15 protein-coding genes are annotated in these 12,337 nt (G+C 55.6%); all 15 read left to right on the top strand.

Annotation, left to right across the window (positions count from 1 at the left end; genetic code table 11):
- Positions 1-2 precede the first annotated feature (2 nt).
- The 15 genes from ACRRNM_RS09235 to ACRRNM_RS09165 all read left to right on the top strand — a co-directional run bounded on the left by ACRRNM_RS09235 (position 3) and on the right by ACRRNM_RS09165 (position 12,269).
- Positions 3-860: a ParB/RepB/Spo0J family partition protein gene (locus tag ACRRNM_RS09235; protein ID WP_435627937.1), complete on the top strand. Its 858-nt coding sequence runs from the start codon at positions 3-5 to the stop codon at positions 858-860.
- 102 nt (positions 861-962) lie between these two features.
- Entirely contained in the window at positions 963-1,349 is a 387-nt protein-coding gene (locus ACRRNM_RS09230; RefSeq protein ID WP_435627936.1) for an ATP synthase subunit I, read from the top strand.
- Between the two features lie 19 nt (positions 1,350-1,368).
- Positions 1,369-2,232: a F0F1 ATP synthase subunit A gene (atpB, locus tag ACRRNM_RS09225; RefSeq protein ID WP_435627935.1), complete on the top strand. Its 864-nt coding sequence runs from the start codon at positions 1,369-1,371 to the stop codon at positions 2,230-2,232.
- 46 nt (positions 2,233-2,278) lie between these two features.
- Positions 2,279-2,518, top strand: coding sequence for a F0F1 ATP synthase subunit C (gene atpE / locus ACRRNM_RS09220; RefSeq protein WP_212785950.1), 240 nt, complete (start codon positions 2,279-2,281; stop codon positions 2,516-2,518).
- Between the two features lie 41 nt (positions 2,519-2,559).
- The gene (locus tag ACRRNM_RS09215; protein WP_435627934.1) at positions 2,560-3,030 is read left to right on the top strand and encodes a F0F1 ATP synthase subunit B; all 471 of its coding nucleotides are present in this window, start codon (positions 2,560-2,562) and stop codon (positions 3,028-3,030) included.
- A 5-nt stretch (positions 3,031-3,035) separates the two neighbouring features.
- The gene (locus tag ACRRNM_RS09210) at positions 3,036-3,569 is read left to right on the top strand and encodes a F0F1 ATP synthase subunit delta (protein ID WP_435627933.1); all 534 of its coding nucleotides are present in this window, start codon (positions 3,036-3,038) and stop codon (positions 3,567-3,569) included.
- A 50-nt stretch (positions 3,570-3,619) separates the two neighbouring features.
- Positions 3,620-5,161, top strand: a complete 1,542-nt coding sequence (gene atpA / locus ACRRNM_RS09205; RefSeq protein WP_435627932.1) for a F0F1 ATP synthase subunit alpha — start codon at positions 3,620-3,622, stop codon at positions 5,159-5,161.
- A gap of 14 nt (positions 5,162-5,175) precedes the next feature.
- Entirely contained in the window at positions 5,176-6,042 is an 867-nt protein-coding gene (gene atpG / locus ACRRNM_RS09200; protein WP_435627931.1) for a F0F1 ATP synthase subunit gamma, read from the top strand.
- A gap of 48 nt (positions 6,043-6,090) precedes the next feature.
- Complete coding sequence (gene atpD / locus ACRRNM_RS09195; RefSeq protein WP_435627930.1) at positions 6,091-7,512, top strand: F0F1 ATP synthase subunit beta; 1,422 nt, start codon at positions 6,091-6,093, stop codon at positions 7,510-7,512.
- A 15-nt stretch (positions 7,513-7,527) separates the two neighbouring features.
- Complete coding sequence (locus ACRRNM_RS09190; RefSeq protein WP_435627929.1) at positions 7,528-7,956, top strand: F0F1 ATP synthase subunit epsilon; 429 nt, start codon at positions 7,528-7,530, stop codon at positions 7,954-7,956.
- 217 nt (positions 7,957-8,173) lie between these two features.
- Positions 8,174-8,518 carry a MarR family EPS-associated transcriptional regulator gene (locus tag ACRRNM_RS09185; protein WP_435627928.1) on the top strand — a complete coding sequence of 115 codons (345 nt, stop codon included), beginning with the start codon at positions 8,174-8,176 and terminating at the stop codon, positions 8,516-8,518.
- Positions 8,519-9,130: 612 nt separating this feature from the next.
- Positions 9,131-9,241 carry an inositol monophosphatase family protein gene (locus tag ACRRNM_RS09180; RefSeq protein ID WP_435627927.1) on the top strand — a complete coding sequence of 37 codons (111 nt, stop codon included), beginning with the start codon at positions 9,131-9,133 and terminating at the stop codon, positions 9,239-9,241.
- A 132-nt stretch (positions 9,242-9,373) separates the two neighbouring features.
- Entirely contained in the window at positions 9,374-9,997 is a 624-nt protein-coding gene (gene cysC, locus ACRRNM_RS09175; protein WP_435627926.1) for an adenylyl-sulfate kinase, read from the top strand.
- Positions 9,998-10,077: 80 nt separating this feature from the next.
- Entirely contained in the window at positions 10,078-11,082 is a 1,005-nt protein-coding gene (locus ACRRNM_RS09170; RefSeq protein ID WP_435627925.1) for an NAD-dependent 4,6-dehydratase LegB, read from the top strand.
- 20 nt (positions 11,083-11,102) lie between these two features.
- On the top strand, positions 11,103-12,269 hold the full coding sequence (locus ACRRNM_RS09165) for a LegC family aminotransferase (RefSeq protein ID WP_435627924.1): 1,167 nt from the start codon (positions 11,103-11,105) through the stop codon (positions 12,267-12,269).
- Positions 12,270-12,337: the final 68 nt, after the last annotated feature.

The raw sequence follows: 12,337 nt of genomic DNA, 5'->3' as shown, positions 1-12,337 counted from the left end.
TCATGGCAAAACTGCACAAGGGGTTGGGGCGCGGACTGGACGCATTGCTGTCCGGCGGCAAGAGCGAAAAAGACGAGGTGCTGCGCGATCTGAACGTCACGCTGCTCAAACCGGGCAGGTACCAGCCGCGTTCGCATATGGACGAGGCATCGTTGGATGAACTCGCGGCCTCGATCAAGGCGCAGGGGATCATGCAGCCGATTCTGGTGCGGCAGCTTGCCGACAGCAGCTACGAGATCATCGCCGGCGAGCGGCGCTGGCGTGCCGCGCAGCTGGCCGGGCTGACCCATGTGCCGGTGCTGGTGCGCAGCGTTCCGGACAATGCGGCGCTGGCGATGGCCCTGATCGAGAACATCCAGCGCGAGAACCTGAATCCGCTGGAAGAGGCTATCGGTCTGCAGCGCCTGATCGACGAATTCAAGATGACGCACCAGGTCGCCGCAGAGGCAGTAGGCCGCTCGCGCAGCGCAGCCAGCAACTTGCTGCGCCTGCTCAAGCTGCCGCAGGCCGTGCAGAACATGTTGATGGAAAACAAGCTGGACATGGGACATGCACGCGCGCTGCTGTCGCTGGAGAGCGCGCAGCAGATATTGCTGGCCAACAAGATCGTCCTGGAAGGGCTGTCCGTGCGCGAAGCGGAAAAACTGGCGCAGAAGCAGGTCGATGAGCCGGAAAAGCACAAACCCAAGGCGCACCGGCTCAACCGCGATACCCAGCGGCTGCAGGAGGAAATGAGCGCATGCCTCGGAACCCCTGTGGAAATCAAACCGGGCAACAAGGGCACGGGAAAGCTGGTCATTGCCTATGCCAACCATGATCAGCTGGATGAATTCCTGGGCAGGCTCAAGAAGGGCAAATAAGTGGGAAAAGACGCGGGTGAGACGCCACAACAATGTTTGACACCCCCGGCAAGCGTCTCTATAATCGCCACCCTTTGTGCCGTAGAGGCCAAAGAAAAGAGGTTGGCGCGCCAAGTGGTTGGGCTGCAGGTGGTAATCGCCCTGATCGTCGCGGGCGTCGCTTACGGGCTGAATGGTGCTCCGGAATATGCAGTAGCGGTGTTAAGCGGGGGATTGGTATCGGTTCTCAACGGAGCATTGCTGGCGTGGAGGATGTCCCGGGCAGCTTTGCATTCCGCACATGAAGCACAACATCCCAGTGGTGCTCATCGTCAACTACGGCTCATGTATTTTTACGCCGCCGAAAGATTTTTGGTGGTTGTTGCGCTGCTCGGCTTGTGCATGGCGGCGCTGAAATTATCGCCGCTCGCTGTGCTGGGTGGTTTTGTGACAGGACAGTCGGCACTGCTGGCAGGCCGGTTGTTCCTGAATAGGTTGAACAAGTTTTAGACTGAGATAGCGACTAAAAATGTCTAGCGAAGCGCACACAACAGCAGGGTACATCAAGCATCACTTGCAAAACCTGACTTACGGCCAATTGCCCGACGGCACTTGGGGTATTGCACATAGCGCAGAGGAAGCCAAGGCGATGGGCTTCTGGGCGCTCAATCTCGACACCTTCATCATGTCCCTGCTGCTGGGCGCCGTGATCATGTTCACGTTCCGCAGCGTGGCAAAGAGCGTCGTTTCCGGCACGCCGGGGGGCCTGCAGAACTTCTGTGAATGGGCCATCGAGTTCGTCGACAGCAGCGTGCGCGGTTCCTTCTCGGCCAAGAACAACATGGTTGCCCCGCTGGCGCTGACCATCTTCTTTTGGGTATTCTGCATGAACCTGATGGACTTGATTCCCATCGACTGGGTTCCCGGCCTGATGAGCATGCTGGGTGTTCCATTCTTCAAGGTTGTTCCTTCGACCGATCCCAATGCGACCTTCGGCATGGCGATCGGCGTGTTCCTGCTGGTGCTGTACTACAGCGTCAAGATGAAGGGCCTGGGCGGTTTCATGGGCGAACTGACCCTGCAGCCGTTCGGAAAGTGGGGCATGCCGGTCAACCTGTTGCTGGAAGGCGTGAACCTGATCGCCAAGCCGATCTCGCTCGCGCTGCGTCTGTTCGGCAACATGTACGCGGGCGAAATGATCTTTATCCTGATCGCGCTGATGGGCGGCGCCTGGGCGGGCTTTTCGTTCAGTGGCGTGACCCTGTTCGGTTCTCAAATCCTGCTTTCACTCGGTTGGGCGATATTCCACATCCTGATCGTGACCCTGCAGGCGTTCATCTTCATGACGCTGACCGTGGTTTATCTGGACATGGCGCATCAGGAACATCACTGATTCTCGGTTTCATCAACATCACTTTTATCAAATAGGAGAAATACAAATGGAAATGGCAAACGCACTGCTGTACATCGCCGGAGCACTGATGATGGGTCTGGGCGCTCTCGGCGCAGCCGTCGGTATCGGTATCCTGGGCGGTCGCTTCCTGGAAGGCGCAGCACGCCAACCCGAACTGATCCCGATGTTGCGTACCCAGTTCTTCGTGGTGATGGGTCTGGTCGACGCCGTTCCGATGATCGCTGTGGGTATCGCGATGTACGTTCTGTTCGCTGTGGTGGGTTAATCCGCGCAACGCGAAACGCATAACTAAGAAAGGTAGCTTGCATGAATATCAATGCAACTCTCCTCGCCCAGCTCATCATGTTTGCGCTGTTCGTGTGGTTCTGCATGAAGTTCGTCTGGACGCCCATCGTGGCGGCGCTGGACGCACGCAAGAAGCAGGTCGCCGACGGTTTGGCCGATGCCGAGCGCGCCAAGCACGACCTCGAACTGGCCTCCAAGCGTTCTGCAGAGATCCTGCGCGAAGCCAAGGAAAAAGCAGGCGACATCGTGGCGAGCGGCGAGAAACGCGCGAGCGAGATCGTCGAAGAAGCCAAGGCCAAGGCTAAGGTGGAGTATGATCGAATTGTTGCGGCAGGGCATGCTGATGTTGATCAGCAAGTCTTTCAAGCCAAGGAACAATTGCGCACTCAGGTCTCTGCGATCGCATTGGCCGGCGCAGGCAAGATCCTCGGTCGCGAGATCGATGCCAAGGCGCATAACGATCTGCTCGACAAACTCGTCGCGGAAATCTGAACGCCATGTCCGAAGCCATTACCACTGCACGCCCCTATGCCCAGGCGGCATTTGAAGAGGCACAAAAGAAGGCGGACCTGAAAGGCTGGTCGGAAATGCTGCTGTCCCTTGCCGAGGCGATCAATTACCCGGAAGTTCGCGCGGTAGCCACCAATCCGCGGGTTGACAAGGCGCAAGTCGAGAGCCTGATGGAGGGCTTGCTGGGTAGCCAGGCAAGCGCGCAACAGCGCAATTTCGCCAGGGTGCTGGTGGATAACCAGCGCCTGTTGATCCTGCCGGAAATCGCCGCCATCTTCGAGGCCTTGCGCGCGGAAGCGGAAAAAACCGTGAATGTGGTAGTGGATTCCGCGTTTGAATTGTCTGCCGCACAGCAGGAAAAGATTGTTGCCTCGCTAAAGAAGCGCATGGGTCGCGAAATCAAGCTGACCTGCAAAGTTAACAAGGAATTGCTGGGCGGCGTAGTGATCCGTGCCGGTGACAAGGTGATCGATGGCTCGGCCCGCACCCGTCTCGGTGAGATGGCGAACGCGCTTGCTTGATGGCAGGCACATTGGCCTGATAAAAGATTTATCAAGATAAGGAAATCCAGATGAAGCTCAACCCTTCTGAAATTAGCAATCTGATTCGCAGTCGCATCGAGAACTTCGAGGCCCTGACGCAGGCGCGCACCGAAGGTACGGTGGTCAGCGTGACCGACGGTATCGTTCGTGTGCACGGTCTTTCCGACGTGATGCAGGGTGAAATGCTGGAGTTTCCCGGCAACACCTTCGGCCTCGCGCTGAACCTGGAGCGCGACTCCGTCGGCGCCGTGGTGCTGGGCGAATACGAACACATTACCGAAGGCGACACCGTCAAGTGCACCGGCCGCATTCTGGAAGTGCCGGTTGGCCCCGAACTGCGCGGCCGCGTGGTGAATGCGCTGGGTCAGCCCATCGACGGCAAGGGTCCGATCAACGCCAAGATGACCGACAAGATCGAAAAGGTCGCGCCGGGCGTGATCGCGCGTAAGTCGGTCGACCAGCCCGTACAAACCGGCCTGAAGTCCATCGACTCCATGGTGCCGGTCGGCCGCGGCCAGCGCGAACTGATCATCGGCGACCGCCAGACCGGCAAGACTGCCGTGGCAGTGGACGCCATCATCAACCAGAAGGGTCAGAACATGACCTGTATCTACGTTGCCATCGGCCAGAAGGCTTCGACCGTGGCCAATGTGGTGCGCAAGCTGGAAGAGCACGGTGCGATGGAATACACCATCGTGGTTGCCGCTACCGCTTCCGATTCAGCTGCGATGCAATTCCTGGCACCTTATGCCGGTTGCACCATGGGCGAATACTTCCGCGATCGCGGCGAAGACGCGCTGATCGTATATGACGACTTGACCAAGCAAGCCTGGGCTTATCGCCAGATCTCCCTGTTGTTGCGCCGCCCGCCAGGCCGTGAAGCTTACCCCGGCGACGTGTTCTATCTGCACTCCCGTTTGCTGGAGCGCGCCGCCCGCGTGAACGCAGAGTATGTCGAAGCCTTCACCAAAGGCGCCGTCAAGGGCAAGACCGGTTCGCTGACCGCCTTGCCGGTGATCGAGACACAAGCAGGCGACGTGTCCGCCTTCGTGCCGACCAACGTGATTTCCATTACCGACGGTCAGATATTCCTGGAAACCGACCTGTTCAACGCCGGCATCCGTCCCGCGATCAACGCCGGTATCTCGGTGTCCCGCGTGGGTGGTGCAGCGCAGACCAAGGTCATCAAGAAGCTCGGTGGCGGTGTGCGTCTGGCGCTAGCGCAGTACCGTGAACTGGCTGCGTTCGCGCAATTCGCCTCCGATCTGGACGAGGCGACTCGCAAGCAACTCGAGCGCGGCAAGATCGTGACCGAGTTGATGAAGCAGTTGCAATATGCACCGCTGTCCGTTTCCAAGATGGCCGCGACGCTGTTTGCTGTGAACAAGGGGTATTTTGACGACGTGGCCGTGCCCAAAGTGCTGGCCTTCGAGGCGGGGTTGCATGCGCATCTGAGCTCGAAGAACAAGGACCTGATGGATGCGATCGAATCCAGCAAGGATCTGTCCGGCGACAACGAGAAGCTGCTGGCTGCTGCTGTCGAAGCGTTCAAGGCAACAGCGGCTTACTAAGCGGGAGCTAAACCATGGCAGGCAGCAAAGAAATTCGCACCAAGATCAAGAGCGTTGAAAATACGCGCAAGATCACCCGTGCGATGGAGATGGTAGCAGCGGCGAAGATGCGCAAGGCGCAGGAACGCATGCGTGCCGCCCGCCCCTATGCCGAAAAGATACGCAACGTCGCCGCCCACTTGTCGCGCGCCAATCCGGAGTACCGGCATGCATTCCTGACCAAGCGCGACACCGTGAAGAACGTCGGTTTGATCGTTGTCACCTCGGACAAGGGCCTGTGCGGCGGTTTGAATACCAACCTGCTGCGTCTGGCAGTGAACGAGATGAAGTCGTGGGAAACTGCGGGCAAGGGTCTCGTGGTGTGCCCCATCGGCAACAAGGGCTTCGGCTTCATGAACCGCATCGGCGCCAAGGTCAAGTCGCATTTGACCGGGCTGGGCGATACGCCTCATGTGGAAAAGCTGATCGGCGCCGTGAAGGTGATGCTGGATGCTTACGTAGCCGGTGAAATTGACGCGATCTACCTGAGCTACAACCACTTCATCAACACCATGCGGCAGGAGCCGCGCATGGAACAGTTGCTGCCGCTGACCGGCGAGCAAATGGGCACCACCGAAGGCAATTGGGACTATATCTACGAGCCGGATGCCAAGAAGGTGATCGACGAGTTGCTGTTGCGCTACATCGAATCCTTGGTTTATCAGGCCGTGGTTGAGAACATCGCTTCCGAACAGAGCTCGCGCATGGTGGCGATGAAGGCCGCCTCCGACAACGCGAAGAATGTCATCAGCGAGCTCAAGCTGGTTTACAACAAGGCGCGCCAGGCAGCGATCACCAAGGAAATTTCCGAGATCGTTGGCGGTGCAGCGGCGATCAGCTAGTCATCGGCGCAAAGTATTCAGAAATAATTTAGACGGGGAATCTTAAAAATGAGTCAAGGAAAGATTGTTCAGTGTATCGGCGCGGTGGTTGACATCGAGTTCCCGCGCGACAAAATGCCCAAGGTATATGAAGCGCTGACCTTGGCGGATGCGGGTTCATCCACCGCAGAAGCGGGTTTGACCTTCGAGGTCGAGCAACAGCTGGGCGACGGCGTGGTGCGTACCATCGCCATGGGTTCCTCTGACGGTCTGCGCCGCGGCATGGTCGTGAACGCATCCGGCAACCCGATCCAGGTGCCGGTCGGCACCGGCACACTGGGCCGCATCATGGACGTGCTGGGCCGCCCGATCGACGAAGTGGGCCCGATCAAGAGCGCCGAAAAGCGTTCTATTCACCAGGCAGCCCCCAAGTTTGATGAACTGTCTCCCTCGGTTGACCTGCTGGAAACCGGTATCAAGGTGATTGACCTGGTTTGTCCGTTCGCCAAGGGCGGCAAGGTTGGCCTGTTCGGTGGTGCCGGCGTGGGCAAGACCGTGAACATGCTGGAGCTGATCAACAACATTGCCAAGCAGCACAGCGGCCTGTCGGTGTTTGCCGGCGTGGGTGAGCGTACCCGCGAAGGCAACGACTTCTACCACGAAATGACCGATGCGGGCGTTATCGACACAGAAGACTTCACCAAGTCCAAAGTGGCGATGGTGTTCGGTCAGATGAACGAGCCGCCCGGCAACCGTCTGCGCGTTGCCCTGTCCGGCTTGACCATGGCCGAGAAGTTCCGCGACGAAGGCCGCGACATCCTGTTCTTCGTGGACAACATTTACCGTTACACCCTGGCCGGTACCGAAGTGTCCGCGCTGCTGGGCCGTATGCCTTCCGCAGTGGGTTACCAACCTACGCTGGCCGAAGAAATGGGCCGGCTGCAGGAACGCATCACCTCGACCAAGGTAGGCTCGATCACCTCGATCCAGGCCGTGTACGTGCCGGCGGACGACTTGACCGACCCGTCGCCTGCGACCACCTTCCTGCACCTGGACTCCACCGTGGTGCTTTCCCGCGACATCGCCTCGCTGGGTATCTATCCTGCGGTCGACCCGCTGGACTCCACCTCGCGTCAGCTCGACCCGCTGGTCGTGGGTGAAGAGCACTACACCGTGGCGCGCCGCGTGCAGCAGACGCTGCAACGCTACAAGGAATTGCGCGACATCATCGCGATTCTGGGTATGGACGAACTGGCGCCTGAAGACAAACTGGCCGTGGCGCGCGCGCGCAAGATCCAGCGCTTCCTGTCGCAACCGTTCCACGTCGCCGAGCAATTTACCGGCGCACCGGGCAAGTATGTGTCGCTGAAGGACACCATCAAGGGCTTCAAGGCCATTGTGGACGGCGAATACGACCACCTGCCGGAACAGGCGTTCTACATGGTGGGCAGCATCGAAGAAGCGGTCGAGAAGGCCAAGACCCTGCAATAATCAGTGGGAGCAACCATGGCAATGACCGTACATGTGGACGTGGTGAGCGCGGAGGAGCAGATTTTCTCCGGCTTGGCTGAATTCATCGCAGTCCCGGGCGAAATGGGCGAGCTGGGCATCTACCCGCGCCACACCGCGCTGCTGACCCGCATCAAACCGGGTGCGGTGCGCATCAAGCGCCCTGACCAGGAGCAGGAAGAACTGGTCTATGTTTCCGGCGGCATGCTGGAAGTGCAGCCCGGCGTGGTGACCATTCTGGCCGACACCGCGATACGCGGTGGCGACCTGGACGAGGCGCGCGCCTTGGAAGCGAAACAGGCCGCGGAAGAGGCGCTCAAGAACCGCACCTCAGACATCGACTACGCCCAAGCGCAGGCTGAACTGGCCGAAGCTATTGCCCAGTTGCGCGCGATTCAGCAGTTGCGCAAGCAAGCGGGGCATTAAACCACATACCTGAACGCTGCCCCAGAGAGGGGGCATGCCAAGTCAGCTGTTCGTCCAATGCAATTGCCGTTCTGCTTCTGTAACAGCTGCAAATTGATCTGATATATTCCCCATACTGGCAACAAAGGCATCGTCAAGGGGCGGCGTATCATTGCCCCTTGACAGTATTGTGGTAAGGCTGTTGTAATGCCTGACGTTCATTTGCTGAACGCACATTATGTTCGACGATACTACCAGCTACGGCTTACTCAAAACACTAGAAAATGATCCTGGGCTTTCCCAAAGAGATTTGGCGAAGCGGCTGGGCGTCAGCCTCGGCAAGATTAATTACTGCCTCAATGCATTGATCGAGAAGGGTTGCCTGAAGGTCAGCAATTTCCGCAACAGCGATAACAAGCTGGGGTATGCATATTTGCTTACTTCCCAAGGTGTCGAAGAAAAGGCGCGCATCACCGTACACTTCCTTAAATACAAGATGCAGGAATATGAGCGGCTGCGAACAGAGATCGAAGAACTGAAGCGTGAAGCGGAGCAAAGCGGGCTTGCTGGAGAACGCGCATAAGTGCCCGTCTCCTAGGCTGTGTGCATACTGTGACAAGAATCGGTCGCCCATTAGTAGAGGATGCTGTCAGAAGATTTATTGCATGAAGTTATAAGCTAGCTTATGAGGCAGGCGAGGCTACATGACGGTTTTCATAGTGGCGATGTGGGTGATATCCGCAAGGCGGGCGACTCGCCACTCACCATAGCCGATCCCGTTTTACAACGAGCCATCGTTTCAGGCTTGCCATGCTGACACAAGAACAATATCCAATTCTTCCGAAGAAGCGACTGACATACCATATGTCGCGTAGTACCGGAGGCGGTACTGGCTAGTTGGCCCACTCGGTAGCACTAGGGGACTTATACACGAAATGCGGCGAATTCACTGTCAACATTGCCCTTATAGAGAATAGGCAACCTATTTTTGATATTGCATACGTCCCTATATTGAATGTTTGTTACTACACAGCAATCGGTGTGGGCGCGTACGTTAAACGTTCTGCAGAAACAGCTTGAGTGATCCGAGTTCTACCGAGCCTACAGATGAGCCACTCAAAGGAGTGGTTAGCCTTTCACATACTGACGAAACGTACTGTAGCAATATAAGCTGGAAGAATATGAATGTATACGCATGGGGAGCTCACTTAAATTGTGTTTGGTTGCAGAGGGTGCAGCGCATTTCTATCCACGTTTAGTGCTAACCATGGAATGGGATACTGCAGCAGCACATGCGGTAGTTTGATGGCAGGCGGCGTCGTGCATTATCAAACAGGCAAAGAACTTCTTTGCAATAAATTTGACTCGCATAATTCGGAATTTTTTGTGCGTGTGAGCAGAAGCGCAAATTTAGCCAGGTAATCAGGGGACTCAATCCATGAGCAAAGAATTTGCAAGTATTTCGACTAATGTGAATTGGCATCACGCTACCGTCACCAGATCACGCCGCGAAGCACAAAATGGTCACCGTGGTGCAATTCTTTGGTTTACTGGATTATCCGGCGCTGGCAAATCTACACTAGCGCACGCAGTGGAAGAAAAATTACATCAACACGGATGTCGTACGTTTGTTCTGGATGGGGATAACGTAAGACATGGGCTGTGTGGAGACTTGGGTTTTACAAATGAAGACAGGGTTGAGAACATCCGCCGGGTGGGAGAAATTGCTAAATTATTTATGGAGGCAGGGGTCATCATATTGACTGCCTTTATTTCACCTTTTCGTGAAGATCGGGAGCGTGTTCGCGGCATGGTCGAACATGGAGATTTCATCGAGATATATTGTGACAGCCCCATCGAGATGTGCGAATCGCGCGATGTAAAAGGCCTCTACAAAAAAGCCCGTGCCGGACAGATTAAAAATTTCACGGGTATCTCGTCTCCGTATGAGGAGCCAAAAAAAGCAGAATTAACTGTGAATACTGGCTCAATAGATTTGGACACTTGCGTGGGCTACGTTCTAAGTGAAATGCAGGCCCGGAGAATTATAAAAATAGTTTGAGCCAGGGAATATCGATTCACAGATTGTTTTCTTGCACCCAATAGAACTGGTTTTGTTATTGACTGACCGAGAGCGGCGAAATGGAATTAAATAAAATACTTATAACAGGGGCCGATGGTTTTATCGGATCCCATCTTACAGAGTCTCTGGTGCGCCAAGGGTACAAAGTCCGCGCATTGGTACTTTATAACTCCTTTGGCTCATGGGGATGGCTGGATCAGTGCGCACCAGATGTAAGAGGTCAGTTCGAGGTATTCGCAGGTGATATTCGCGATCCACATGGCGTAAAGGAGGCGATGAAAGGTTGTGATGCGGTATTGCATTTGGCCGCACTGATCGCTATCCCTTATTCATACCATTCGCCGGATACCTATGTGGATACCAACGTCAAAGGCACACTGAACGTGTTGCAAGCGGCGCGTGAGCTGGGTGTTAAGAGGGTTATTCATACCTCGACCAGCGAGGTATATGGCACAGCGCGTTTTGTGCCGATCACCGAAGAGCACCCATTGCAGGGCCAATCGCCGTACTCGGCCACAAAAATTGCGGCTGATCAGCTGGCCTTTTCCTTCTATGCGTCCTTCGGTCTGCCTGTGGTTATTGCACGCCCCTTCAATACCTATGGTCCGCGCCAGTCGGCACGGGCAGTGATCCCGACCATCATTACTCAAATAGCGAATGGCAAGCGCCAGATCAAGCTCGGAGCGGTATCGCCGACCCGGGATTTCAATTTCGTGCAGGATACGGTAGCTGGATTCATCGCCGTACTGAATTCTGGCCATGGGCTGGGTGAGGTGGTCAATTTCGGCAGCAATTTTGAGATTTCAGTCGGTGATACGGCACAGCTTATCGCTGAAGCGATGAATACCAAGATTGAGATCATCACGGATGAAGCGCGTTTACGTCCCGAGGACTCCGAGGTTGAGCGTTTGTGGGCCGCAAATGCAAAAGCCAAGCAGCTCTTTGGTTGGCAGCCAAACTATGGCGGACGCGAAGGATTCAAGCGTGGCTTGGCAGAAACCGCAGAATGGTTTACGCGACCGAGCAATCTGGCTGGCTACAAAGCAGATATCTATAACCTATGAATGCCAAGAGCCCCCCGATTATGCTGACTGAACAAGTTGTTTCGGCAATACGCACTGTCGTCGGGGAGGGGCCTGTGGTACTGCACGAACCCAATTTCTCTGGCAACGAGTGGCTCTATTTGAAAGAGTGTCTTGACTCTACCTTTGTTTCATCGGTGGGCAAATTTGTTGACCGCTTCGAGGCAGACCTTGCGGCCTATACCGGTGTCAAATATGCCGTAGCAGCAGTCAATGGAACAGCGGCATTGCATGTTTGCCTCAAGTTGGTCGGAGTAAAGCAGGATGATGAGGTGCTGATGCCAACCCTCACCTTCATTGCGACGGCCAATGCTGTCAGCTACTGCGGGGCTATTCCTCATTTTGTGGACAGTGAAGAAGCTACTTTAGGACTTGATCCAAAAAAGCTCTTTGATTATCTCAAAGAGATTTCTGAATTTCGGGCGGATGGCTGCTTCAATAAGAAAACGGGCCGCCGTATCAAAGCCGTTTTACCGATGCATACTTTCGGGCACCCCGTTGACCTTGATCCGCTAGTTGAGGTATGTCGCCACTATCGGCTTGAGATGGTTGAAGATGCCGCCGAATCGCTAGGGTCGTATTACAAGGGGCGGCACACCGGAAACTTGGGCAGAGTTTCGGCGCTAAGCTTCAACGGGAATAAAGTCATCACTACCGGCGGCGGCGGCGCTATTCTTACAAACGATCCAGAGATCGCCAAGGTTGCGAAGCATATAACCACGACCGCAAAGGTTCCCCACAAATGGTCGTTTGCTCACGACATGATCGGCTTCAATTATCGCTTGCCAAATATCAATGCTGCGCTGGGCTGCGCGCAGCTTGAGCAGCTGCCAATCTTTATCAAGGAAAAGCGAGCGCTGGCAGAAAGCTACAAGAAAGCTTTTATAGGCGTTGATAACGTTCATTTTTATACTGAGCCAGAGTTTGCTCAAAGCAATTATTGGTTGAATGTTTTGCTATTGGACCGGCAGTTTGTAAATCAGCGTGATGTGCTGCTTGAGGCCACCAACAGCTCGGGGATAATGACGCGCCCAGCGTGGACACTGATGCATGAATTGGATATATATAAGGCATGCCCGGCGATGGGCGATCTGGAGGTGGCTAAAGATATTGAGCGGCGTCTGATCAATATCCCCAGTAGTGCAAGCTTGGGCAAGCTGAAAGGTTAACTGTTGGATTGGCATATAGCGAGTGAGTCAGTGAAAGCGATGGGGAAGCAATGAGGCAGCCATGCGAC

The sequence above is a fragment of the Ferrigenium straubiae genome, assembly GCF_051257895.1.
Classification (GTDB): Bacteria; Pseudomonadota; Gammaproteobacteria; order Burkholderiales; family Gallionellaceae; genus Gallionella; species Gallionella straubiae.
The sequence above is the reverse complement of the archived record's forward strand: the minus strand, read 5'-3'. Positions and strand labels throughout refer to the sequence as shown.